This window comes from Heyndrickxia sp. FW510-T9 (assembly GCF_058781025.1).
The window spans coordinates 15,789-39,719 of record NZ_JBYSWK010000039.1; the positions used below are offsets into that span (position 1 = coordinate 15,789).

Here is a 23,931-nt window from a genome sequence, read left to right on the forward strand (position 1 = left end):
GCTACACCGCTTGACTGCCAGTCAAGCAGTGTACCCACGTTGGTTACCTTAACTGTCCCAAACATTTATGTTTATTCCATACAAAAACCGAATTTCTTAATTTACGGGTTTCTCCAAACGACTCCTCTTCGCTCATATTCCATTCGATGTTCAACTGCAGCTGCTATCTCAGCTCCTGAAAACCTCTCAATAATCCATAATCCTAGATCAATTCCTGAAGTAACTCCCCTAGATGTGATTACACTACCTTCATCAACAATTCGATATTCTAAGTAATCAGCTCCATATCTAGGAAGTTCATCTTTCGCCAGATAATGCATAGCAACTCTCTTGTCTTTTAAAATACCTGAAGCAGCCATCAACATGCCACCTGTACAAACTCCACACACAATCGTACCTTCGTCATGCATAGCCGAGATAATCTGCGTTAACTCCCCGTTCTTCGCCTCTTGTCTGGCACCATGTTGGGATTTATGGTTCCAGCCACCGCCGGGGATAATTAACAAATCTGGTCTGTTGTTTAAACGTAAAAAATCATGGACCATCACTTGAACGCCAAAAGATGCGACGACTTCTTTTTGAGACCGACTTGCGACTAATTCAATCTCAAATGGAGCTCCCGCCTCGATTCCTCGTTTTAAAACTTCATAAGGTGCCAAAGCGACAAGTTCCCCAAATCCTTCAAATAATACAATTTGTATCTTCACCCACATACACTCCTTTAAAACCTCAAACATGATAACCCCGTTCTACTTTTTTAAACGGGGTTAAAATTAATTGTTTAAATCTATATCCTAAAGGAAACCCTGGCTTACGGATAGTTTTGGCAACAGTGTAGGAAGGTGGCCTAGGTGCCGAGATCATCGGAGCGTCCGGCTGCGAGGCGGGACCACTGGGCAGTTGGGCGGCCGTCAAGCCGAAATTGCCCACCTTTGGAGTCCCAACGCTGCGGCCAGCCTTCGGGCGAATCTTCCCAGAACTCCTGCCGTCCGTAGACAGTCAAGTCCAGCAGTCCGTACGACGGTGCCATCAGTTCGTTGCCGCGGCCGGTGGTCCAGTAGGTCTCGTAGACCTTGTCACCGTCCCGGAGATAACTGACTAGGATGCCGAAGTGCCGGTCTGCAATCAACCGGTCCACTGCATCTTGGGGCACCGAGTACCATGGAAGCGTCCAGCCCATGAAGTCGCGATACCGTGAGCTCTCCTCGAACGGCCCTTGACAGAAAGTCGCATAGCTCACGTCCCTTGAGTTCAGATAGGATAGCTCGTTGATGTGGGTCGTGGAGAAGGTGCAGCCCTCGCACTGCTCCGCAGCGGGTCTGCCGGTGTGCCACATGTGGAAGTAGACAATCAGCTGGTGGCGGCCTTCGAACGTCTCCAGCAGTGTGACCGGGCCATCCGGGCCGATCAGCGGGGTGGTTGAGTCCACCTCGACCATTGGCAGTCGCCGACGGGCTGCCGCAATTGCGTCACCTTCGCGAGTATGCTGCTTCTCACGGATCCGCAACTCATCCAGTTTGGCCTGCCAGGTGGCCCGATCTACCACTGTTGGCAGCGCAGAAGAGTTGTAATTTTGATTCATGTAATTATCCCCTCACATTATTATTTACTTACTCACCAATTGTTTATTTTTCGCATAAATACAAAGTACTTCTTCTCGATTGCGCAAAATTCCTTTACTATTTCCGTGTCACCATCCCGTTTTTTTCAACGCAAGACAGGCGCACTTCTTATTCCGTTCGTGCGCCCGTTTCTTAAACATCTTATATATAGATGACTACTTGGATTACAAATCGCTCTTTTTTGAATGGCAACAAGAATCCGATTCAAAAGAGTGTTCGTATTCGTCATGACGACGAAGCCATGTATTGCCGTTACCGTCACTACGTCCGGGTGGCAGTTCCCAGTCCTCCTGCCTGCCAAGAGCTGTTAAATCGAGGTAGTTGAAGGTGCCAATTAGTAGGTCAGCTCCACGGGCGTAAGTCGAATACGTGTGAAAAATCCTTTCACCATCGCGAAGAAAGGTACTAAAACCATGCAATTCCATAGACTGTGCGGAATCAAAGGGGACGCCCTTCTGAACAAGCTCTTCTTTGGTCAAGTAGTTGTATTCGATCGGAACGACGGATTCGTCCAACGTAGCATGAAAGTCATAGTTAAAGTCGCTATCGAAGGACGAGTACCAAGGAATGTTCCAACCCATGCGTTCCTTGTAGCGTTGGAGCTTGGGAAATGGAGCACGGGATATCAGAGCCAGCGATGTGTTTCGTGCATGTAGGTGGTCGAGATGGCCGATGTTATCCGTAGCCAGCGAGCAGGCCGGACAACCAGCTTCCCAATCAGGATCGAACATGAAGTGCTGCACGATAAGCTGACGCCGCCCTTCAAACAAATCAATCATACTAGCCTTCCCATTTGGCCCTTCGAAGACATAGTTCTTATCAATCTCTACCATTGGGAGTCGGCGGCGTTCGGCATTCAATGCATCCCGCGCCTTAGTAAATTCCTTCTCTTTGATCAGCAGTTCCTTACGAGCCACAAGCCATTCGTCACGCGACACGGCCTTTGGAAGTTGGATTTGATTTTGCTTTTTTTCCATATCGTCTTCTCCTTTTTGTTTTCTTAAGCCTATAACACACTATTGCTATGAACTTCTTCTACATTGCTAGAAACATTTCCTTTATTTTATTGGCATCGATTTATAAAATTAACTGGCTCTATTATTGCGAACTATAGTTCAATTAATTACGCTCGATTGTCGAATATTATCTTAAGTATGGTGTTATCAAACATTTTTGAGATCCCGGTGCTCAAAGGGATTTTCCAGACTTGGCTAGGCGATTTTACTTAAATGGAGCTTAACGGAATCAGAGATTCATTGTTAGTCAATGGAGCGAGCCAATCTTATCTATTTGATCAAACCTTTAATATCTCTGAATACTTTCCATACGTTACAACCAAAATTGCTTACCAATGTGACGAGCAAATCTTGTTGTCTATCATATGAACTATAGAAACTAATACCAGGATCGCAGCCTTCAAAGTGGTAATCAAACGTGCCTTCTTCTTTTTTATCCAGCCAAATCCCATACCCATAACATTCTTCTTTCACTTGGGGAATTAACATCTCTTTTTACATTTCCTTCGATATCAGTTGACCATTTAACAGACTGGTCCAGAACTTTTCAACATCTATTACAGTAGTAAACGCTCCACCTGCTCCTGTACCTTTTACATCAACACTGTAAATATTGGTATAAAACTCCTGACGGATGCTATCATATGAATATGCGTTTGCACATTGAGCAGGTAATCTGTCCAGTTCATAATATCCCGTATTCAACATATTGCACGGAATAAAAACATGTTCATGAAGATATACATCAAATGGCGTGCCCGTAATGGCCTCAATAATAAGACCAAGAACAACAAATCCAGAATTATTGTATTGAAACTTTTCTCCTGCAGAATACATCATCGGCTTATGAATAAATAATGGAATGATATCTGACGATGAGCGAATTTTATAATTCGGGTAATCGGTCCACAGTTCATCATAATTCTCCATGACTGACTCATCAAAATAATCGGGTATTCCCGATGTATGATTAAGTAACTGCTTGATAGTGATTTGAGGATCAATATCCTTTAAGTCAAAATTCAAGATGTCCCCGATACAACTATCAAAAGATAATCGACTTTGCTCAATAAGCTGTAAAATGGCTACAGCAACAAATACCTTTCCTGCAGAGGCCGTTGCAAACTTTGTATCAATATTATTTGGTACTTTATTGGGTAAGTCTGCGTATCCAAACGCCTTTCGGTATACATTTTCACCGTTTTTCGTGATGGATACGACTCCACGAAAATCCTCGAGTATGTAATCTTCAATCCGCATAATTTCTCTCTCCTTATGACAGGCTCCACACCGTATTGTATATTTTTTCCTGTTAGAAACAACTTCGACATGTTTACAAATATTCCTTTTTTATCAGTTTATGAAATAACCTTTCACGAATAAAAAATAGACAATTCAAATAATTATGATAAACTAAACGGTAATGTCGATGAGATAGGTAAGAGGTAGGGGATGTCTTATGATATCAGAATTGGATAAAGCTGAATTTAGTAAATGTAGAAAATTGTTAAATGAACAAGGGCATATAGAAGCAATAGCAGTTGTTGAAAATATAAATCCCGGTCGTATCTTTGTAGATGATATTAACAACCCGGCATCTGGGCTTATTTGGTTAGGCAATAATGATGGATTTATATTTTTTGGAAGTGAGCAAAACGAGGGATTTAATAATGAATTAAACCATTTAATTAACAATGTAATCAAACCAGAAGCAAAAAAGGTCCAACTAAAATGGTTTGAAATAGTGGGCAATCACGAAAAATGGAATAACATTATTGAAAGCGTTTTTGAACATCGTGAATTAGAGAGTTGGAATCAGAGAGTGTATACCTTTCCGAAGAGTGATTATAAAAGTAATTCTGAACCTGTAATGGAACAAGAATATAAGGTAATAAAAATCTGCAATACTCTCTTTGAAAATAATAATAACTCCATAAAAAACATAGAATTTTTACAATCAAAAATATTAGAGTCTTGGTCCTCACTTGAGAGTTTCGTTAGTAATGGTATGGGTTATTGTATTGTTTCCAAAAATGAAATTGTTAGTGTTTGTTTCTCAGGTTTTGTCGGTGGAAATGTACATTGCATAAATATCGAAACTTTAGCGACGCACCAAAGGAAAAAATTAGCTCAAACGGTAGCTCACAGTTTTGTTAAAGATTGTTTGGAAAATAATATGATTCCGTATTGGGATTGTATGGAAACGAACAAGCCCTCTGTTGCAGTTGCAGAGAATATAGGTTTCAGAAATGCATTTAACTATGTTGGATATTATTTTTCACTCGAATAATTATTCAATTATAGGTTGAAGAACTTTGAATTGATGATGACGAAATCGGGAGCGATTATATGATCTTGTGGAGAATAGGCGAAATCCCCCCGATTTGCAAATGTCGAATGTTCTGTGTAATTAACTGAAAATCATTAAAGATTTAACATCTATTAGTTAGTGGATGTAAATTAAAATGGAGAGATTGAATTGGGAGTATTTATGACTGGGATTGCTTTGGCATTTGCAATACAATTTGCGAAAAAAAGAAAATTTAAGCTAAAAGAATTTATCATTAATGTTGTAATATTTTCAGCATTTATATTTGTGATTGATTATTTGAAATCTAAATTCCACTTTTCAATTCCATTCCTCGACAAGATACCAGATGAATATAAATTTTGGTTTGGTGGATTATTATTTTTTATTGGATGTTGTGCTTTCTCAATTATGGGATGGAGGCAATTTAAAATTCAAAGAAAGAACGAACCAAAATAATGTTGTCTCAATCAAAGGTTCTTATGCAACTATTATACTTTTCGTAAATATTCAACTGTAATGTATTTACGCTTCTGACAGGAAGCTAACATCATACCTTACACTTTATACTTAGTTGCTAACTTTTTATTCTGTTGTAAGAATTTGAACCAGTATAGGTAAGGATAGATATATAAGAAACAGTATCAAATTTGCTAAAAAAATCGGTATCTGTTTATATGATTTATCCGTATCAGCAAGCTATTTCCTAAAATGGGGAATAGCTTTTTCGTTGCTTTCAATGAATATTTGATCATTTCTATACAAGCTGAACCGATCCAACACAATGGATTAATAAAATGTCTAGGAAACGCGAGAACCGTCCCCATGTTTCACCCATGTTTCAAAAAAGGATGGAATCCGATAAATTCCATCCTTTTATTGATTATATTCTTCGTTTATAAAGTTAAGCCGCCATCTACGACAACAATAGATCCGGTCATGTAGCTAGCTTTATCAGAAGCTAAGAATGCAACCATTTCTGCAAGCTCTTCTGGCTGTGCATAACGCCCCATTCTCATATTTGGTAATTCTTCTGGAACATAACCAGATTGGGCAAACATTTGTTCAACGCTGTCTGTTAAAGCGGTTTTTACTCCACCAGGGCAGATTGCATTCACACGAATGCCTTTTTTCACATATTCTAAAGAAGCGGCCTTTGTAAGCCCTACTACTGCATGTTTGCTTGCAGAGTATACAGATGTACTATGTTCACTGCGAACTCCTGCTGTGGATGCTGTATTAATAACTGAACCACTTCCTTGATTTTCCATTACCTTTAATACATATTTCAAGCCTAGGAAGACACCTTTAACGTTTACAGACATGATGCGATCGAATTCTGTTTCCTCCACCTCTGTAAGCGGAGCAAACTTTTGAATAATTCCTGCATTATTAAAGAAAACATCAATACGTCCAAATGTATCTACCGCTGTTTGAACATATTTTTGAACATCCTCGTTTTTAGAAACATCTGCTTGAACAAAGACTCCTTCTCCACCTTGTTCTTTTACCATTTTTAATGTTTCTTCGCCTGTTTCTTGATTGAAATCCACTAGTACAACCTTTGCACCTTGTTTTGACATCAATAAGCTGCTTGCTCGACCAATACCGCTCCCAGCACCAGTTACTAGCGCAATTTTATTTTTTAAATCCATGGTTCATTCCTCCTTGAATTTGGATATGATCTTGTTTCCATCTTTATTGTATTAATTGTACAAGTGTATTTATTGTATTTTTCTCTGGTAAATAGTATTTTTTTATTATATTGGAATAAAAATAGAATGCGTTCTCAATTTACTTTTTTCAGTGAGGGTCATGACATGAATGGAACGATAGATTATATTCGCTACAACTGTCAATTAATATCTGAGGCACACCATTTATCTGTTTTTCATATCAATCAATACGGGGAATTTGAATTTGAATGTTCTCCAAGTTATTTTCAAACAAGTCCCTACTACAATTCTTTAAAATTTCGGATCAAAGAATATACGGTTCATCAGAAAGCAATGGAAATACCCATTTACTTTTCTTATTCAAACCTGCAATTTTTTTCTATCCATTTGAACCAAACATCCGGAGCGATCATTGTGGGTCCTTGCACTCATATGGAAATAACTGAAGAAAAAATGAACGAAATCATGAATTCATACAAAGAGTTGCCTCATAAAAGAGCGCTTTTTGAATTTTATCGAGCCCTTCCATTAATAACTAGTGAACAATTTCTCTCCATTGGTTTGTTAACATTCTCGTTGTTCTATGAGCATTCATTAGATAAATCGTACGTATTGGAAAAAAACCAAGATCTGGCATCCAATATAGAGTTATCGGATCATCCTGAGCTAGAGCTTTCAAAAGGGAGAAGAAATTTCAGCTTCCACTCGAATCTATCTCATGAACGTGTCATCCTTCATTATGTGAAAAATGGGCAAATAGATAAAATATCGGATGTCGTTAATTATTCCATTATTTCCGAAGACGAACTTGGGGTTTTGTCTAAACGAAGTCGTATTAGAAGCGAAAAGAATTTAATGATAACCGGAGTTGCCCTTATATGCAGAGCTGCCATTGAGGGTGGACTAAATGAAGAAGCAGCATTTACTTTAAGTGATTTCTATATTCAGCAGCTGGAGGAGCAAGATAATCTAAAAGCAATCCAAGCCATTATGACCGAAGCTCTTTATGATTTTACCAATCGAGTTCATCAAGCACTAGAAAATAAATATTCCAGAACCATTACTGCCTGCCAACACTACATTTATAATCATCTTTACGAGGACATCACATTAGAGGTGTTGGCAGAACTCACACATTTAAGTCCTAACTATCTGTCTAGCCTTTTTAAAAAAGAAGTAGGCATATCTATTAGTCATTACGTACAAAACCAGCGTATTGAGGAAGCGAAGAAATTATTGTCCTTAACGAAATATCCTATCTCGGACATTGGCTCTTGGCTAAATTTTAGCGATCAAAGCTATTTTATTAGGGTCTTTAAAAACCATACGGGTATGACGCCGAAAAAATATCGAGATAGTTTACAAGAATAAGTTAAGGAGATGTATTTATGCATAAGGGAGTTTTATCAATGTGAAAGTATAGGGCAACTCTCAAGAATGAAAGTTCCTCAAAAACCCTGTACCACCAAATTGTGTAACCAATACTGCTCTCATTTCCAACCATCCCCATTTACTTGATAGTAGTTAGAGCGTAGGAAAAAAGGTTTATAAAGTTATATTGTTTTATAACATGTTAAACAATATGGATCAAGACTTTAATGAGTGTGAAATTCATATTTCTGGTAAGGGAACATTCAAAATTTCATTTCAACTGGATACAGAAAAGTCAAGAAGTGAAGAGGCTTTTGCAAATCCATCACTAGCAAAAATGATTTAGGATAGTAAAGAAGATTATCTTCATTTGAAGGCATAGATTTAGAGGATAGTGTTTGCTATCCTCTTTAAATTATTTTCATAAAAAAATTATTAACTACCTCTAATAGCTTATTGATACATCGCAATCAAAAATTAGTTCATAAATATATTGAATTTCAATAGGTGGGAGTTTGATCTTATATGACAATTCAATATTTCGGAATGATAATTTAATAATATTTAATGTTTTATTGTGTTCAGGTGATGGATAATTTTTTACCTCAATAACGGAATCTTGGTTCAATGCTAATCTTTCCACTAAGCAACAACAATGGATCATAAAGCGCAACATTACCAACTTTCCCGGATGAATGTCAAATTGACGACAAATTTGCCGATAGACTTGCATCATTTCAATCAATAGTTTTTGTGGATTGAGAACGTTCACATAATTCACCACTGCTTCTAGTGATAAATTTTGAATATACCTTGTGGAAATCGCTTCTTTGATTCTTTCATTTTTCTGATTAGCCATATCATAACCAAAAATAATCATTAACCTTTCTATTCCTTTTTCAGAAAAAAGTACATCAAGTGGAATAAAAGGTACATCAGGTAACTCTGTCTGGAAAGTTCCGATGATAGCAAGCGGACGTTCCTCTTTATCCAAATGGAGTGTTAAACGATCTAATGTTTTCGTTTCTTCGTAATCTAATGTCATTAATCGCAGATCATTCGGAAAGTATTCACCAAAAGTATCATTAAGAAGCTTTTCAATTTTCAATGCTGTACCAATTCCAGTTATACAGGTGATAATTAATACACGCTTATCACGGTATGCTCCTTTACGGCAAAGAACAGTTTGATGGTTTTTATCATTCATTACGGATAACAAATAATCAAATTCTGTTGATTCATAAATAACTTCCCTCATAAGCTCGAGGACTGATAAGAGATTGATATTCTTTATCATTAATACCTCAATCTTGAACTCCTCAGAAATAATGTTACCAAAATAAAGCAATGACCCAATGTCTACCATTAAAATAAGCTTTTGATAATTATTTTTCCTAACAAGTTGTTTAAGTAGATCCAATGTATCATTCACTGACTGTTCAATCGGTATATTAATAGCTTGGATAATTTGCTGTGAGAATAAGTGGTTGGCATAATCACCCATACTTGATGCTGTTGATTGACCATGTGCAATAATCACTACACCACAATCTTTTTCTAACGGACCTCTATTCTTTCCCCGTAACAAATCTCGTAGTATCATACCAATAAATGATAATTCTGTCGGAGGACACTTGATTTGAAATTCCTCTTCAATTTTCTCACAAATTTTCTTAGCTTCCTCATAATAGTCTATTTTGCTAATAATCAATTGACCGCTATATAGGAAAAAGTCATCTTTCTTATTCTCTTCTACAATAGACAGTAAAGAATAAAAATGATTTCGTAAATTATTTTTTGTAGCCTCATTTAATTTATATGGAATAAAACTCGCAATAAAAGATAGTACCGCTTCCATTTTGTCATATAATTTATAGCTTGGTGTCTGCGACTGATTTCCATCATCTCTTTGATATATCCCATAATCAAATATGGTTTCAATTTTCTTTCGTAATATAGACAATGTTTCTTGATAAGAAATATTGCTATTCCGTAATTTAATATATTCCTTTAATAAGAAAGTATAAAAAATATCCTTTTTCTGCTCGGCAATTGGTTTTCGGAGCACTTCTTCTGCAGTAATTAAATATTGGTCGGGAATGAAGCGGATATTTTCTGACTCAATAAAAGTTTTTATCGAATCATCTGGTTGATAATCGGCTTTCATGAATCGATCATCAATTCGAATGGTGTCCGTTTTATCTGTCAAGCTATCAAGATAAGCTTGTGCACAAATAAACTGAATATCACTTTTCATTTGGCCAATATTCCCTGTATATCCACGTTCCATCGTATATTTCAAAAAGTGATTTGAAACTTCGATTGGTTTACGGACTTTATTACTTTCTTGCTGTAAAAAGAGCAATGCCAATTCAAGACGTTCTTCCGCTTGCCTTTCTAAAAGAGAAGGAAGATGTACTACGACCTGAATCCTTCTTAAGAATGTTTGCAGCATAGTCGATTGAACATCTTCTGTAGTTGCACAGATAAATCTCACATTAACAGTGCGAGGTTGTGATTCTCCCATCCGTGAAAAAAAGCCCCGATCTAACACTGTGAACAATTTTTCCTGACCTTCAGATGTTAGACGGTGTACTTCATCAAGAAATAAAAAACCACCATTCGCCTTTTCAATCAACCCTATTCGATCAGATTGTGCCCCGGTATATGCCCCTTTAATATGCCCAAAAAGATGAGCAGTTAGTAATTCGGGGTTGTTATAATATTCCGAACAATTGAAATACACAAAGGGGATTCCTTTCCCTCTGTAATGCGTGACGTACTTATGGGCGGCCTCAGCAATCATTGTTTTTCCAACACCAGGCTCACCAGTTAACATTACATTCAACCCAAAAGGAGGATATAGAACCGCAGCTTTTAGTTTAGCAATAGGCTCCTTCAAACTGCCATTATAGCCAATTATTTTCTCGAAGACATCATTCACATTTTCTTCATGTTTCGTCTTAACTGATACCAATTCTTCTTTTATTTTAGGAGGACCAAAGTAATCTTTCAGCGATGTATATTTATCTGCGGGTTTCTGAATGTTCATTCCGGTATATTTTTCTAAAACATAAAGGTCAAAGAAAAAGACCGGTCTGCTTTTTATTTTTACGGCAATACCCTGACTGACAAGTTCATTCAAGTCTTGACTTACTGAATTTCGGGCTATCTGTAATTCATGGCTAATTTCATTTGCAGTAAATCCGTAAATTTTCCCTTCTTCTAGTTCCTTTTTAAAAATATTCTCCGATTTTTTTCTCAACTCATGGGCTATTCTATCAATTCTCCGCATATGTCCACCTCCTTTTAGCCAAAAAATAGTCCTATTTTCTACTATACTATCTTTTTTCCCTTACAACTTCAATTGACATGACACATCATTATCTGTCATTTGAAAACAAAAAAACAGCGATGTGTCACGGAACTGTCGTACTACAACCCTAAACTGTCGCATATTTCTGGATTTTCATCACTCAATTTTAAAAAATATGTATGAAAAATAATTGGTAAAACAATTGATATTTCGGTCAGGTAATTGCCTGACAAACAATTCTCATCAAAGGAATGACACATTGTTGGCACAATAATTGCAATATTAAAATAGCAAGGAGGTGAAGAAGATTGTCTAACGAAACGGTAAAACATGAAATTTTATTATTAACCCATGGGGGTTGGGGGAGTACCCTAGTAGAAAAACTCGAAATGATTATAGGAAAAGTAAAGGGTGTAAGTGAGATTCCATTAAATCCAATAGATTCATCAGAGGATTTTCTGCAAAAGGTGGAATGCAAAGTAAAGGAAATGCCGATAAATTCCTTAATTATTACGGATATCGCTGGGGGAACTACATCAAACGTTGCATTAAGACTAACCCGAAATTATAAAATTCAAATTCTATCAGGATTAAATTCTATGATGCTTATCGAGGCAGTAATGCGGCAAAACCAACCTTTTACAGAAAAAAGCGTCAGTGAAATTAAAGAAGCAGCATTGTTGAGTTGCCAGCATTTAAAATTACCAGCTTCTAATGCAAAGGAAGGAAACTCAGAAAGCGTTAATGAAACGAAATAAAACTTTGAAATCCTGATACTTATACGTTTTCTCTATTTTCCCACAACACTTTTAGGAGAATTTATTTGGGAATATAGGTATAAATTACGATTTTGCTAAAAAGTAGGAGGAGAAAAAAATGGCAGAAATACAATTGGTACGTGTTGACTTTAGACTCATTCATGGACAGGTCATTACAAAATGGGTCCGACAAACTTCCGCGAACCGTATCGTCATCATTGATGATGCACTAGCTACAGATGAATTTATGAAAAGTATTTATGTAATGGCAGCTCCAGCAAATATAGAGGTAGAAGTATATTCGGTAACAGATGCTATTAATAGTTGGAAAGCTAATCAGATGGGAGATGGGAAACTATTTGTTTTATTTAAAGATATTAAGACAACCTATCAAACAATAAATGGTGGAATTCCAATTAAAGATATTCAAATCGGAGGCTTAGGAGCTGGTCCGGGTAGGATTACTGTTTTTGGACCTATTACTTTAAATGAGGAAGATGTCAAAATGCTAGAGGAATTGGAAAATGGCGGATGCCATGCATATTTACATCAAGTTCCGGATGAGCCGAAAATGGAATTCAAAAAAGCCTCAGAAAAGTTTTACTCGTTAAACAAAAAATAGAAAAAGGGTGCGATTTAGATGAATATATGGATAGCAGTTTTGTGCGGTATTTTATACTTTTTAGGCACTAGCCGTATCTTTTATGGAATTACAACTGCATTAGGCTCCCCTATTTTATATGGATTAATTCTAGGCTTAATCTATGGAAATGTTGAACAAGGCTTAATTATCGGCGGGACGATACAACTCATGTATTTAGGAATGATTGCAACCGGAGGAAACATCCCGGCTGATGAGGCTTTGGCTGGTATTATTGCCATCCCTATTGCATTGCAATCTCACTTGTCTACTGAGCTTGCAGTTGGAATTGCCGTTCCATTTGGGGTGTTAGGTGTTTTATTGGATCAAATTAGAAGAACAACAAACGCCTATTGGATTTCTAAAGCAGATAAATATGTAGAAGAAAAAAATTACAAAGGAATTTTCCATTGTGCCATCACGTATCCTACCATCCTCGTATTCTTGTTAAGATTTATTCCTGTATTTGTTATTACTTTACTTGGAGCGAATGCTGTCGAATATTTAATAGATGCCCTTCCAAAATGGGTGATCAACGGCTTTAATGTTGCTGGTGGAATGCTTCCAGCTATGGGATTTGCTATTATTCTCTTGATTATTGGAAAGAAAGAGATCATGCCGTATTTCTTTATTGGTTTTTTCGCGGTAGCGTATTTAGGAATTAATACTATGGGAGCTGCCGTGTTTGGTACATGTATCGCCATCCTTATCATGTTTAATTCTATCAATAAAGATAAAAAGGGGGTCGTTTAATATGTCTTCAATGCCTGCACCAGAAATAAAGCCACAAGAAAGAAAGTTAACAAAGAAAGATTTAAGGAGAACTTTTGCTATATGGTATTCATCCGTAGAGGTAAGTAATTCTTATGAACGTTTGCAAGCGTTAGCATTTTGTAACGCCCTTAACAAAAATTTAAGGAAATTATATAAAGATGATGACGAAGCCTATCAAGAAGCATTAAAACGCCATCTTCAATTTTATAATTCAGAAGGAACAATGGGGAGCATTATCCACGGGGTAACGTTATCTTTGGAAGAAGAAAAGTCAAATGGAGCCCCGATTCCAGATGAGGCTATTACAGGGTTTAAAACAGGACTAATGGGACCAATAGCAGGTATCGGAGACACCTTAATGTGGGGAACTTTGAAACCGATTATATTAGCACTAGCTTGTTCCTTGGCACTCGGTGGCAATTTTTTAGGAGCCATTATTCCATTTTTATATCCACTAGCCATTATATTAATTGGCTATAATATGTTGAAATCCGGTTATTTTTTAGGAAGAGAATCCGTTATGCGATTAATGAAATCGGGGCTCATTAACAAAATTATTAACAGTGCCAGTATTCTAGGGCTATTTATGATGGGGGCACTTTCTTCAACCTATATAAAAATAAAAACCCCTTTACAATTTAAATTGTCGCATTCTAAACCAATTGTGATACAGGATATTCTAGATCAAATTTTATTAGGTATATTACCTCTTTGTGCCGTTTTTGCCATCTACTTTTTCTTTAAAAAGAAAGGGCAAAATTACAACAAAATTATTATTGGTATTCTTCTAATATCGTTGATTGGTAGTCTTTTCGGTATTCTCGGAGTTTCGAAATAGTTTTCCTTCATTTTCGAAAAAGGATGAAAATATTAAATGGAAAGGAGCTATTATCATTGAAAATAGAAAATATAAAAAAACAATGTGATGATTATTTAGATTCAAGGTTAGATGAGCTTTGGGAGATTGCTCAATATGTTCATTCAAATCCCGAACTTGCCTATCAGGAAGAAAAAGCATGTCGTATACAATGCGAATTTCTTGAAGAAAACGGGTTTGATGTTGAAACAAATTTAGGTGGGCTGCCTACCGCTTATAAAGCAACTTATCAATATAAAAAAGGGGATTTAACCTTAGCTGTAGTATCCGAATATGATGCTTTGCCCATCGGACATGCATGTGGTCATAATTTGATTTGTACAACGGCATTAGGGACGGCTTTAGAGACAAAAAAATTTATGGAAGATCACGAAATCCCCGGAACTTTAGTAGTGATGGGTACACCTGCTGAGGAATCCGGTGGTGGAAAAATAAAGTTGCTTGAAAAAAATGCTTTTGACGGTATTGATGCTGTTCTATTTATGCATCCAACAAGTGATACAACTAGATTAGCAGGAGAATGTATGTCGTCTACAAGAATACGAATTGAGTTTCATGGTAAATCTGCGCATGCTTCATCACATCCTGAAAAAGGGATTAATGCTTTAAATGCAGCAAACTTATATTTTGTTGCAACAGGTTTATTAAGACAACATTGCAAATCTGACTTTCGTTTATCAGGCATTATTGAAGATGGCGGGAAAACTACCGGATTAATTCCGGACTATGTTAAGATTAAAGGCTCCCTAAGTTGTTTTAAAGCTAAAGATTTGGAAGAATATACAGAACGAATTCGAAAATGTGCAGAGGGAGCTGCGCTTGCGACCGGCTGCGAAGTAGATATTAAATTTATACCTGGTTACCTTGGTCGCGTTCCAAATCAAATACTATCTGATGTTTGTCGGAAAGAACTTATTGCCATTGATGAACCGGTTATGGATGGAATGCCATTCGATTACGGTGGAGAAGATTTAGGAAACGTATCGAGAGTCATTCCTATCTGTAATCCATATGTAACTATCTTTCCTGAATATAAAATCTCTAATCATACGGAGCAATTCAGAGATTTAGCCAATTCCGAAGCTGGAAAAAGATGTATACAAGTAAGCAGCAAAGCATTGGCTAGGACGGCAATGGAATTGTTTATGAATCCTAAAGTAGTTCAAGATGCTAAAGAAGAGTTACTTGTTCGAATGGAGAATGAGTAAAGTACTCTGAACAATCTAAATAAAAGGTTAGGGGCAGTACTCCTCTACCCTCTAATAAGAACAAGAACAAGGGGACGGTTCGAGACCACCGAAAAAGTAAGTTATTTATGCTGGATACTGTCCAAAATCTAAGCAGAAATCAGTTTCTGTCCAAATATGGTAACGAAAAGGCGATCGTCTCATTTGAAGGCATGGATTTAGAGGATAGTATGCTTGCTATCCTCTTTGAATTTACTGCTAAAGTGGTTAGTTTTGCTTGTATAGTCATGCTTTTTAGACCGTACCCTCTGGCAGGATCATCTTAAATAAGCCTAAGCATATGATTCTCAGGAGCTTTCTTTATCGTATAATAATGAATAGATGCTTAACTGCATGTTTTTGTTTTTAAGCATAGAAAACCCTCTCTTTGGTAATAGTTTCTAGACAATTCTATTAAACCAACTAGTGAGGGTTTTTCTTTTATTAATTGGATATAGTCCCTGTTTTTCCATATTTCAGGAATTACTTTTCCGGGTCTCGAACCGTCCCTCTGTTTCTTCACTGATAAACGAAAAAACAAAGGGCATACTAAGTTTATATTTATAGTGGGAGGATATTAAGGTGAGTACAAATGAGAATATCTTATCTATCTTCGCCTTAGGTGGCTTGAATGAAATTGGAAAAAATATGTATGCGGTCGAATATGCAGACGATATCGTGGTGATCGATTGTGGCAACAAGTTTCCAGATGAAAGTCTATTAGGAATTGATTTGATTATTCCTGATATAACTTACTTAATAGAAAATAAAGATAGGGTAAAGGCGTTAATTGTTACACATGGTCATGAAGATCATATCGGGGGGATTCCGTTCTTCTTGAAAAAATTAAATGTACCAGTTTATGCTACTCGCTTCACACTAGGATTAATTGAAATGAAATTAAAAGAACATAAAATTTTGAGAGAAAGCAAACTTGTCGAAATCAACGCAAACTCAGCATTGGAATTCGGAAATATAAGTGTAGACTTTTTCAAAGTGACTCATAGTATTCCTGATTGCTTGGGAATCGTCTTTCACACACCAGAGGGAAATATTGTACATACTGGCGACTTTAAGTTTGATTTAACTCCGGAGAAAAGGGAGGAGCGATCGGATATTCATAGAATGGCTGAAATTGGTAATGAAGGAGTCCTGCTTTTATTATCTGAGAGTACAAATGCCGAACGTACCGGTTTGACCCCATCCGAACAAATGGTAGCAGATCATATGGAAGCAGCTTTCATGAATGCGGAACGAAAGATAATTATTTCCACCTTTGCTTCCAATATTAGTCGTGTTCAACAAGTCGTGAATGCAGCACAAAAAACAAATCGAAAACTTGCATTGCTTGGAAGAAGTATGGTGAATGTAGTAGCGGTCGCTATAGAACATGGTTACTTAACCGTTCCGGATGGAATGCTAATAGACCAAAATGAAATTAATGAACTTCTTCCGGAGAAGGTAGTTATTTTATGTACGGGGAGTCAAGGGGAACCATTGGCTGCACTTGCTCGCCTGTCGACTGGAAACTTTCGCGGTGTTGAAGTTTTACCAAAAGATATTGTTATTCTTGCAGCAGGTCCAATACCTGGGAATGAAAGAAGTGTAACAAGTATTGTGGACAATTTTTATGCAATTGGAGCCAAGGTGATATATGGATCAGGAAGTTCATCTGGCATGCATGTTTCCGGCCATGGTTATCAAGAAGATTTAAAACTAATGCTTACCTTAATGAAACCAAAATATTTTGTTCCGATTCACGGTGAACTTAGAATGCTACACCATCACCGTTTATTAGCTGAGTCCATTGGAGTTGAACTAGGAAACACGTTTATTATCAAAAATGGCGATGTTGTCGATATTGAATATGGAATTGCTCGCCATACGCGCAGTATACCTGTAGGAAACTCTTACGTAGACGGTGGAAATGTTGGGAATGTAGGGGAATTTGTGTTACGAGACCGTAAACAATTTTCAGAGGACGGAATGCTCATCATTGTTTTAACGATAAGCAAAACAGAAGGAAAACTACTTTCTGAACCGGAAATTATTTCCCGGGGATTTACAGACAGTGATTTCACAGAACTCCGCAAAAATGTTAATCGACTTACTACAATAACGGTTAATGAGTTACAAGAAGAAAATCGAAACGAACGAAAAGTAATGAAAAGAGAAATAAAAAAAGCAATACAGCAGCATGTATATAACCAAATGAAGAAAAAGCCAATGATTGTTCCTATCATTATTGAAATTTAGAAACACGGGGACGGTTCTGCCGTTTCAGTAACTTATAACAATGGAGTGAAACACCGGGACGGTTCTACCGTTTCAATAAATCAAAACAATGGAGTAAACACCATAAGATGATTCTTGAAAGCACACAACTCTAAAAAGATGTACTAGTAAGACAGCGTTATTGTAAACCAGAGAATGTAGGAAGTTTCGCCGTGTTTTTATGTGGAATTTTTCAATTCATTTTAATATTATTTCCACTTTGTAAGACCAGACGTTAAGACTCCACAATTTAGGTGAGAATTGGTGGATGTATCTAAAATTTCTAATTTAAATAATTGTAAAAAATAATAACAAAAAGGACTTTTAGATTGTATCTCGAATAATTGTATATAATGCTAATGTGATAGTATGATTTTTAGGAAATATCAAGAGAAATAGGAAGTTAAAAAGAGATTATAAGTACTGTACGTGCATTAAAAATAAAGGGGCGCTATCCTAACGGGTACGTCCTTTTTGAAAATAATCTAAACTTTTTTCTAACTATTAACGCATTAGGGGTTTGTTTTTTTAAAATTCTTCTAGTAATTTAATGAAAAATTATTAGAGAAAATGGGAGTAGTCTTAGATTGGAGGTGTCGATGTTCTGGAAAATGAAAATTTAGTAGAGTCCCAGGATGTGGGCTAAAATTAAATAATCATCATAGCACTTTATTTGGAAGTTACAATGCTTCAGGTGAGTTTTATCAAAAGTACAGCGAATTAAGTAGCTATACCATTGAAAAACGGGACATTGATTTTATACATCAACATGCTATTGATACCTACTCTGCTCAACATTCAGGTGAGTGTATGAAACCCATTACTACTGTTTTCTCGTTAATTGGTTTATATTTTGCAATTGAAAAAGGATTTAACGGGAGACAAGTTCAGCGTGTACATACACTTCTTAGCCGTCAAAAATATAATTGGAAGGAATTCCAGCCACCCGATAAATCCGTTTATTCTTTTACGGTATTAGATGTTTTGGAGGAGCAACCAGGGGAAAGGCGTGACAAAATGATTTGGAAATGGATGTTGGATGTATGGGATTGCTGGGAATATCAGCATAATTTGGTGAAGGAAATTTGCGACACTCTTTTAAGATGATTTATTTTAGTAATAGTAGCCTTTTGTTTTGAAAAGTATATTTTACGATTTTATTTTGGTGTATTAGGGAACACGAGAACCGTCCCCGTGTTTCATGGTTTTGGTAAATATTAGTGAAACATAAGAACCGTCCCTGTGTTTCATGTTTTTATTATCGCATTACATTTTACTATTTTTTTGGTAAATATTAGTGAAACGTGAGAACCGTCCCCGTGTTTCCCTGTGTTCTGCATTTTACAAAATATTCTAAATAAAAATAACAGTTTCTTTGGGTGAAATTCTCGTGATAAATTGCTAAGATAGGTATGATGAAAAATTTGTAGATTGGTGGTAGTAATTATGTCGAAAGTAACTGTGTATACAAAAAATGGTTGTCCTCAATGTGATATGACAAAAGTTGTCTTAAATGGGGAAGGAATTGAGTTTGAAACGTTCAATGTAGAAGAAGATGATAATGCTTTTGATTACGTTGTTAATACGTTGGAATTGCGTCAAATGCCTGTAGTAGTAGTGGAAGGACAGGAGCCATTTACAGGATTTCAGCCGGATAAATTGAAAGCAATCGCTGTTAAATGCTAATTATCTATCTTTCCTTAACCGGGAATGTTAGAAGCTTTGTTAAGAGAACTGAGCTGGAAGCAATCGAAATCAATTACTCCGATCCTCTTGTTGAGGTACATGAATCATTCATTATAATTGCCCCGTCCTATGACGACGATATAACAGATATCATTAGTTCTTTTATTAACTATAAAAATAACCTCAAATATATAATTGGTTTTGTTGGCAGCGGTAATTTGAATTTTGATCATAATTATTGCTTTAATGCACGGGATTTAGCCCAAAAATATAATAAACCATTACTATTTACATTTGAATTTAGCGGGACAGATGAAGACGTAATTTATTTTAAGAAGGAAGTGAATCAACTTGCTAGCACCGGAATTAAGTAAAAAGGTAAAAGAGGATACGTATTTTACTCTTAACAATCTATTAAATTTGCCTAAGGAAGGAAAAATTCAATTAGATAAAGATAAAGCAGCTGTTAAGGCATACTTTTTAGAATATGTTAACCCTAATACAGTTTTCTTTCATTCATTAGATGAAAAGTTGGATTATCTAATCGAAAATGACTATATTAAAGTCGACTTTCTAAATAAATACGATCGGAAGTTTGTCAAAAAAGTATTTAAAAGTATCTATAATAAAAAATTTCGTTTCCGTTCATTTATGGGTGCTTATAAGTTTTATTCTCAATATGCGATGAAAACCGATGACGGGAATAGATTTTTAGAAAGATATGAAGATCGCCTAGCTTTTAATGCTCTTGCATTAGCTGATGGGAATGAACAATTGGCCCTAGACTTAGGGGAAGAGTTAATCAATCAGCGCTATCAGCCAGCAACCCCTACCTTTTTAAATATTGGTAAAAAGAGAGCAGGAGAAATGGTTTCGTGCTTCCTCTTAACTGTTTCTGATGATATGAATTCTATTGGCAGAAGTATCAACTCTGCATTGCAACTTTCAAAATTGGGCGGAGGAGTTGGAATCAGTTTATCGAATCTCCGTGCTAACAATGATCCAATCAGAGGCGTATATGGACTTGCTGATGGGGTAGTTCCTGTTATGAAGATGTTTGAGGATGCTTTTTCCTATGCCAATCAAGGTGGAGCAAGAGATGGTGCAGGTGTGGTATACTTAAATATTTTCCATCCTGACGTCGTTGACTTTTTATCTGTTCGTAAAGAAAATGCTGATGAGAAAGTACGAATCAAAACCTTATCACTTGGTCTTATCGTTCCAGATAAATTCTATGAATTAATCAAAAACAATGATTATATGTATTTATTTTCTCCGCATGATGTCGAAAAAATTTACGGAAAACCATTCGCATATATCGATATTACAAAGGAATATGACAGGATGGTTGGAAATCCTGATATTCGTAAATCAAAAATCAAAGCGAGAGATTTAGAAACAGAAATAAGCAATCTTCAAAATGAAAGTGGCTATCCTTATATCATTAATATTGATAATGTTAATCGTGCAAATCCAATAGATGGAAAGATCATCATGTCTAATCTATGTACGGAAATATTCCAGGTACAGAAAGATTCCATGATTAACAATGACCAAACATTCGACCTTTTAGGGAATGATGTTAGCTGTAATTTAGGTTCAACCAATGTCACCAATCTAATGAGTTCACCTGACTTTGGAAAATCAGTGCGTACCATGCTGCGTGCTTTAACATACGTAACAGATAATTCTAGTATTGACGTCGTGCCTTCAGTGAAAAATGGAAATGACATGTATCATTCAGTTGGTTTAGGAGCCATGAATTTACATGGATTTTTAGCAAAAAATAAAATCCATTATGGATCCCCAGAGGCCTTGGAATTTACGGATATTTATTTCATGCTATTAAACTATTGGACTCTTGTTGAGAGCAATACGATTTCAATAGAAACGGGTAAAACCTTCTATGAATTTGAAAAGTCAAAATATGCTACAGGCGAATATTTTGATAAATATCTAAACGAACCGGACTTTGCGTTTAAACATGAAAATGTAAAAGAAATATTTAAAGATATTTTTATTCCGCATCACAATGATTGGATGCAATTAAAAGAATCGGTTATGCAATACGGAATATATAATGCCTATCGGCTTGCAACTGCACCGACAGGATCCATTTCATATGTGAATGAGGCAACAGCCTCCATTCATCCGATTACACAACGTATTGAGGAACGTACAGAAGGGAAGCGCGGAAAAGTTTATTATCCTGCACCATATTTATCTACTGAAACGCTTCCTTACTATGAGTCTGCCTATGATATCGATCAACGAAAAGTGATTGATACGTATGCAACAGCACAAAAGCATGTTGATCAAGGTTTAAGTATGACGTTGTTTATGAGATCTGAATTACCAGATGGAATTTATGAATGGAAAATTAACAGTGAATATCCTACGAAGAAAACAACAAGAGATTTGAATATCTTGAGAAATTATGCATGGACAAAAGGCATTAAGTCAGTCTATTACATCAGAACTTATACGGATGATGGAACTGAAGTAGGTGCTAACTATTGTGAATCATGCAGTATATAAGGAGGATATAAGCGGGGATGGAATGGAAATTTTATGATGCAATAAATTGGAATAATATTGAAGATATTATGGATAAAATGACGTATGAGAAATTAACAGAACAATTCTGGTTATCTACACGTATGCCTGTGTCTAAGGATAAATCTGACTGGACGAAGCTACCTGATCCTGAGAAACGTCTAGTGGAAAAGGTATTTGGTGGGCTAACCATGCTGGATACACTCCAATCTGAGAGTGGTATCGATGCATTACGGAAGGATGCAAAAACACAGCATGAGATAGCGGTACTAAATAATATTCAATTTATGGAATCCGAGCACGCCCGAAGTTATTCATCGATTTTCAGTACACTCAATACAAAAAGAGAAATTGAAGATATTTTTAGGTGGGCAAGAGAAGATGATTTTCTTCAAACGAAAGCACGTATCATTGATGACATATATCGCGAAGGTACTCCGTTAGAGAAGAAAGTAGCAAGTGTCTTTTTGGAATCATTTTTATTTTACTCCGGCTTTTACACGCCATTATATTATTTAGGTAGAGCAAAATTAATAAATGTAGCAGAAGTCATCAAACTGATTATTAGAGACGAATCAGCACACGGAGCCTATATTGGATATAAGTTTAAACTTGGATTCGAGCAATTGACAGATTCGGAAAAAGAAGCAATGAAATCATGGACGTACTCTCTGTTATATAAATTATATGAAAATGAAGTGAAATACACAGAATCCTTATATGACCAAGTAGGCTGGACGGAAGATGTAAAAGTATTCCTTCGTTATAATGCGAATAAAGCATTAATGAATCTAGGATTATCACCACTCTTCCCGGATACAGCAGATGACGTGAATCCGATTGTCATTAATGGATTATCTACAGGCACAACGAATCACGATTTCTTCTCAACAGTAGGGAATGGCTATTTACTATCAGTTGTGGAGGATATGAAAGAATCAGATTATGACTATTAAACAGTTTAGCGATGGGTGCTTTTGAACAACCCATCGCTATTCTTTAGAAAGAGGAGAAAAAACAATGCAAATTAAGATTAAATATTTTGATGAAAACTTAGTAAAGATCGATAAAATCGTACAAGGAGACTGGTTGGATTTACGTGCTGCAAAGACAATTGAATTGAAAAAAGATGAATTCAAATTAATTCCACTTGGTATTGCGATGGAATTGCCTGAAGGTTATGAAGCACATGTCGTACCTCGTTCCAGTACTTTCAAGAATTTTGGAATCATCCAAACGAATTCCATGGGAGTCATTGACGAATCTTATAAAGGTGATCAAGATCAATGGTTTTTCCCTGCGTATGCATTAAGAGATACTGTAATTGAGATGAACGAGCGTATATGTCAGTTCAGAATCATGGAAAAAATGCCGACGGTTGAATTAGTTGAGGTTGAATCACTTGGAAATGAAAATCGAGGCGGGCATGGTTCTACTGGAACAAAGTAATGTGTAAACAGTTGTGATTTTTATGAATATTTTATACCTATAAAAATGAAAAGTTAATAGGTGTAGATAAATGATTTGATTTAGTTTATCTGCTTAAAAGGGAAGTTCGGTTAGAGTCCGACGCTGTCCCGTAACTGTACTTGGGAGCGATTCGTAAAAAACCACTGTTTTCATAACGGAAATGGGAAGGGTACGAAAAGCGATGATCATAAGCCAGAGACCTGCCTGTTTGAATTGTATCTAGAAGCATGCTTATTTGAGCATACTTCCGCGTCTAAACAACTTCTTAGGAAGTTGTTTATTTATTATGGTTTCGAAAACCCCTGGCTATGCCGGGGGTTCTAAAGAGCTTCAAGCGTGGTATTAAAAAAACCTCACTTCA

20 protein-coding genes, 1 pseudogene and 1 riboswitch are annotated in these 23,931 nt (G+C 36.4%); of the genes and pseudogenes, 15 read left to right on the top strand and 6 right to left on the bottom strand.

The annotated features are described in order from the left end of the window. Positions 1-101: 101 nt before the first annotated feature. The 4 genes from AC3WJF_RS17085 to AC3WJF_RS17100 form a co-directional block, all read right to left on the bottom strand. Positions 102-707 carry a DJ-1/PfpI family protein gene (locus AC3WJF_RS17085; protein ID WP_492454347.1) on the bottom strand — a complete coding sequence of 202 codons (606 nt, stop codon included), beginning with the start codon at positions 705-707 and terminating at the stop codon, positions 102-104. Between the two features lie 140 nt (positions 708-847). After that, positions 848-1,582 (bottom strand): DUF899 domain-containing protein, encoded by a 735-nt coding sequence (locus AC3WJF_RS17090; RefSeq protein WP_492454349.1) that lies wholly within the window; start codon positions 1,580-1,582, stop codon positions 848-850. Positions 1,583-1,786: 204 nt separating this feature from the next. Continuing rightward, on the bottom strand, positions 1,787-2,599 hold the full coding sequence (locus tag AC3WJF_RS17095) for a DUF899 domain-containing protein (RefSeq protein WP_492454351.1): 813 nt from the start codon (positions 2,597-2,599) through the stop codon (positions 1,787-1,789). A 534-nt stretch (positions 2,600-3,133) separates the two neighbouring features. Then, the gene (locus tag AC3WJF_RS17100; RefSeq protein ID WP_492454352.1) at positions 3,134-3,898 is read right to left on the bottom strand and encodes a serine hydrolase domain-containing protein; all 765 of its coding nucleotides are present in this window, start codon (positions 3,896-3,898) and stop codon (positions 3,134-3,136) included. Between the two features lie 199 nt (positions 3,899-4,097). On the opposite strand from AC3WJF_RS17100, the gene AC3WJF_RS17105 reads away from it, so the two are divergent. Together AC3WJF_RS17105 and AC3WJF_RS17110 are read left to right on the top strand one after the other, a co-directional pair. Beyond that, positions 4,098-4,928, top strand: a complete 831-nt coding sequence (locus AC3WJF_RS17105) for a GNAT family N-acetyltransferase (RefSeq protein WP_492454354.1) — start codon at positions 4,098-4,100, stop codon at positions 4,926-4,928. Between the two features lie 189 nt (positions 4,929-5,117). Then, positions 5,118-5,405 carry a hypothetical protein gene (locus AC3WJF_RS17110; RefSeq protein WP_492454356.1) on the top strand — a complete coding sequence of 96 codons (288 nt, stop codon included), beginning with the start codon at positions 5,118-5,120 and terminating at the stop codon, positions 5,403-5,405. A 437-nt stretch (positions 5,406-5,842) separates the two neighbouring features. On the opposite strand, the gene AC3WJF_RS17115 is transcribed toward AC3WJF_RS17110, so the two are convergent. Beyond that, positions 5,843-6,601 (bottom strand): SDR family NAD(P)-dependent oxidoreductase, encoded by a 759-nt coding sequence (locus tag AC3WJF_RS17115; RefSeq protein WP_492454358.1) that lies wholly within the window; start codon positions 6,599-6,601, stop codon positions 5,843-5,845. 165 nt (positions 6,602-6,766) lie between these two features. On the opposite strand from AC3WJF_RS17115, the gene AC3WJF_RS17120 reads away from it, so the two are divergent. Next, a complete protein-coding gene (locus tag AC3WJF_RS17120) occupies positions 6,767-7,993 on the top strand; it encodes a helix-turn-helix domain-containing protein (RefSeq protein ID WP_492454359.1) in 1,227 nt (408 codons plus the stop codon). A gap of 445 nt (positions 7,994-8,438) precedes the next feature. On the opposite strand, the gene AC3WJF_RS17125 is transcribed toward AC3WJF_RS17120, so the two are convergent. Further along, positions 8,439-11,288: a sigma-54-dependent transcriptional regulator gene (locus tag AC3WJF_RS17125; protein WP_492454360.1), complete on the bottom strand. Its 2,850-nt coding sequence runs from the start codon at positions 11,286-11,288 to the stop codon at positions 8,439-8,441. Between the two features lie 329 nt (positions 11,289-11,617). Between AC3WJF_RS17125 and AC3WJF_RS17130 the strand changes: the two genes are divergently transcribed. The 12 genes and pseudogenes from AC3WJF_RS17130 to AC3WJF_RS17185 all read left to right on the top strand — a co-directional run bounded on the left by AC3WJF_RS17130 (position 11,618) and on the right by AC3WJF_RS17185 (position 23,549). Continuing rightward, the gene (locus tag AC3WJF_RS17130; RefSeq protein WP_492454361.1) at positions 11,618-12,067 is read left to right on the top strand and encodes a PTS sugar transporter subunit IIA; all 450 of its coding nucleotides are present in this window, start codon (positions 11,618-11,620) and stop codon (positions 12,065-12,067) included. A 118-nt stretch (positions 12,068-12,185) separates the two neighbouring features. Continuing rightward, positions 12,186-12,689 (top strand): PTS sugar transporter subunit IIB, encoded by a 504-nt coding sequence (locus tag AC3WJF_RS17135; protein ID WP_492454362.1) that lies wholly within the window; start codon positions 12,186-12,188, stop codon positions 12,687-12,689. An 18-nt stretch (positions 12,690-12,707) separates the two neighbouring features. Further along, positions 12,708-13,460 (top strand): PTS mannose/fructose/sorbose/N-acetylgalactosamine transporter subunit IIC, encoded by a 753-nt coding sequence (locus AC3WJF_RS17140; RefSeq protein ID WP_492454363.1) that lies wholly within the window; start codon positions 12,708-12,710, stop codon positions 13,458-13,460. 1 nt (position 13,461) lies between these two features. Continuing rightward, positions 13,462-14,319: a PTS system mannose/fructose/sorbose family transporter subunit IID gene (locus AC3WJF_RS17145; protein ID WP_492454364.1), complete on the top strand. Its 858-nt coding sequence runs from the start codon at positions 13,462-13,464 to the stop codon at positions 14,317-14,319. A gap of 56 nt (positions 14,320-14,375) precedes the next feature. After that, positions 14,376-15,566 carry a M20 family metallopeptidase gene (locus AC3WJF_RS17150; protein ID WP_492454366.1) on the top strand — a complete coding sequence of 397 codons (1,191 nt, stop codon included), beginning with the start codon at positions 14,376-14,378 and terminating at the stop codon, positions 15,564-15,566. A gap of 600 nt (positions 15,567-16,166) precedes the next feature. Then, positions 16,167-17,840 (top strand): ribonuclease J, encoded by a 1,674-nt coding sequence (locus tag AC3WJF_RS17155; RefSeq protein WP_492454368.1) that lies wholly within the window; start codon positions 16,167-16,169, stop codon positions 17,838-17,840. Positions 17,841-18,494: 654 nt separating this feature from the next. Continuing rightward, positions 18,495-18,965 (top strand): annotated as a pseudogene (locus AC3WJF_RS17160) (DUF5946 family protein); the annotation flags it as partial. Between the two features lie 339 nt (positions 18,966-19,304). Then, a complete protein-coding gene (locus AC3WJF_RS17165; protein WP_492454370.1) occupies positions 19,305-19,544 on the top strand; it encodes a glutaredoxin domain-containing protein in 240 nt (79 codons plus the stop codon). Beyond that, positions 19,538-19,918, top strand: a complete 381-nt coding sequence (gene nrdI, locus AC3WJF_RS17170) for a class Ib ribonucleoside-diphosphate reductase assembly flavoprotein NrdI (protein ID WP_492454372.1) — start codon at positions 19,538-19,540, stop codon at positions 19,916-19,918. Before AC3WJF_RS17165 ends, nrdI begins: the two co-directional genes overlap by 7 nt. Beyond that, complete coding sequence (nrdE, locus tag AC3WJF_RS17175) at positions 19,896-22,082, top strand: class 1b ribonucleoside-diphosphate reductase subunit alpha (RefSeq protein WP_492454374.1); 2,187 nt, start codon at positions 19,896-19,898, stop codon at positions 22,080-22,082. The genes nrdI and nrdE overlap by 23 nt, the downstream gene beginning before the upstream one ends. Before the next feature lie 17 nt (positions 22,083-22,099). Beyond that, the gene (gene nrdF, locus AC3WJF_RS17180; protein WP_492454375.1) at positions 22,100-23,056 is read left to right on the top strand and encodes a class 1b ribonucleoside-diphosphate reductase subunit beta; all 957 of its coding nucleotides are present in this window, start codon (positions 22,100-22,102) and stop codon (positions 23,054-23,056) included. Between the two features lie 64 nt (positions 23,057-23,120). Continuing rightward, positions 23,121-23,549, top strand: a complete 429-nt coding sequence (locus AC3WJF_RS17185; protein ID WP_492454377.1) for a dUTP diphosphatase — start codon at positions 23,121-23,123, stop codon at positions 23,547-23,549. A gap of 41 nt (positions 23,550-23,590) precedes the next feature. Next, a riboswitch (cobalamin riboswitch) is annotated at positions 23,591-23,792 on the top strand. Positions 23,793-23,931: the final 139 nt, after the last annotated feature.

Coding starts and splice junctions, on each gene's coding strand:
- AC3WJF_RS17090 (WP_492454349.1), bottom strand. CDS start 1,582: ATGAATCAAAATTACAACTCTTCTGCGCTGCCAACAGTGGTAGATCGG.
- AC3WJF_RS17095 (WP_492454351.1), bottom strand. CDS start 2,599: ATGGAAAAAAAGCAAAATCAAATCCAACTTCCAAAGGCCGTGTCGCGT.
- AC3WJF_RS17100 (WP_492454352.1), bottom strand. CDS start 3,898: ATGCGGATTGAAGATTACATACTCGAGGATTTTCGTGGAGTCGTATCC.
- AC3WJF_RS17105 (WP_492454354.1), top strand. CDS start 4,098: ATGATATCAGAATTGGATAAAGCTGAATTTAGTAAATGTAGAAAATTG.
- AC3WJF_RS17115 (WP_492454358.1), bottom strand. CDS start 6,601: ATGGATTTAAAAAATAAAATTGCGCTAGTAACTGGTGCTGGGAGCGGT.
- AC3WJF_RS17120 (WP_492454359.1), top strand. CDS start 6,767: ATGAATGGAACGATAGATTATATTCGCTACAACTGTCAATTAATATCT.
- AC3WJF_RS17125 (WP_492454360.1), bottom strand. CDS start 11,288: ATGCGGAGAATTGATAGAATAGCCCATGAGTTGAGAAAAAAATCGGAG.
- AC3WJF_RS17135 (WP_492454362.1), top strand. CDS start 12,186: ATGGCAGAAATACAATTGGTACGTGTTGACTTTAGACTCATTCATGGA.
- AC3WJF_RS17140 (WP_492454363.1), top strand. CDS start 12,708: ATGAATATATGGATAGCAGTTTTGTGCGGTATTTTATACTTTTTAGGC.
- AC3WJF_RS17145 (WP_492454364.1), top strand. CDS start 13,462: ATGTCTTCAATGCCTGCACCAGAAATAAAGCCACAAGAAAGAAAGTTA.
- AC3WJF_RS17165 (WP_492454370.1), top strand. CDS start 19,305: ATGTCGAAAGTAACTGTGTATACAAAAAATGGTTGTCCTCAATGTGAT.
- nrdI (WP_492454372.1), top strand. CDS start 19,538: ATGCTAATTATCTATCTTTCCTTAACCGGGAATGTTAGAAGCTTTGTT.
- nrdF (WP_492454375.1), top strand. CDS start 22,100: ATGGAATGGAAATTTTATGATGCAATAAATTGGAATAATATTGAAGAT.
- AC3WJF_RS17185 (WP_492454377.1), top strand. CDS start 23,121: ATGCAAATTAAGATTAAATATTTTGATGAAAACTTAGTAAAGATCGAT.